Origin of the sequence: Salinivibrio sp. SS3 (genome assembly GCF_001722105.1) — a bacterium.
GTDB classification, from domain to species: Bacteria; Pseudomonadota; Gammaproteobacteria; order Enterobacterales; family Vibrionaceae; genus Salinivibrio; species Salinivibrio kushneri.
The window spans coordinates 1-817 of sequence record NZ_MEBQ01000036.1 but is presented as its reverse complement, the minus strand read 5'-3'; the positions used below and the strand labels follow the sequence as shown (position 1 = coordinate 817).

Below are 817 nucleotides of genomic sequence, written 5' to 3'. Positions count from 1 at the left end.
AAGTACTCACACTGCATAGGAACCAACACAGGGTTGGCAGCGGTCATGGCGTTAATCGTCAGCAAGTTAAGCGATGGTGGGCAGTCGATAAAAATATAATCATAACGGTCTACCACAGGCTCCAGCATGGTGCGCAGGCGCACTTCGCGAGCGAACACTTCCATCAGCTTAATTTCTGCCGCGGTCACGTCGCCATTGGCGGCGATCAGGTGATAGCTGCCTGCCGTGTCGTCCACCACAACTTGCTCAAACGGCGTGTCTTCAATTAAGAGGTCGTAGGCGGTGGCATGCACATCGTATTTGTCCACCCCACTGGCCATGGTCGCATTACCTTGTGGGTCTAAATCAATCAGTAGCACCTTACGATTAGTGGCAGCCAGTGACGCTGCAAGGTTGACACTGGTGGTGGTTTTCCCCACGCCGCCTTTCTGGTTTGCTACCGCGATAACTTTACCCACGTGCTCTCGACCTCTATTCGTTACTCTTTGCTCTCAAGATTACTAGATGACGCGCCCCTTCCAATCCCGGTACCTTCAAAGCTTTGATATCGGTCACAGAACAAGCGGCAGGCAAGGCATACAGCTTCTGCTGGTTCACTTGCCCTTTCAGAGTGTAAAAATATCCCTCATCATGAGGAAGATGCTGGCACCAGCTCACCATATCGTGCATCGACGCCAATGCCCGACTCAATACGCCATCAAACCCAACATAGGGAGTAAAATCCTCGACACGGCTTTTCACATGCGTCGAACTGTTACAACTGAGTGACTGCAAATACAAGAAAAACAAACAAAAACGTATGAAATGAATGTTTACA

Annotated in this window: 2 protein-coding genes; both read right to left on the bottom strand. The window is 50.1% G+C overall.

What is annotated here, in order from left to right; genetic code table 11:
* Window positions 1-458 (bottom strand): ParA family protein (locus BGL48_RS11380; protein WP_141698091.1); only part of this gene is annotated, 458 nt, incomplete at its 3' end.
* 13 nt (window positions 459-471) lie between these two features.
* Window positions 472-817, bottom strand: a 346-nt coding sequence (locus BGL48_RS11375; RefSeq protein ID WP_176719661.1) for an RsmG family class I SAM-dependent methyltransferase, incomplete at its 5' end; no start/stop codon positions are given.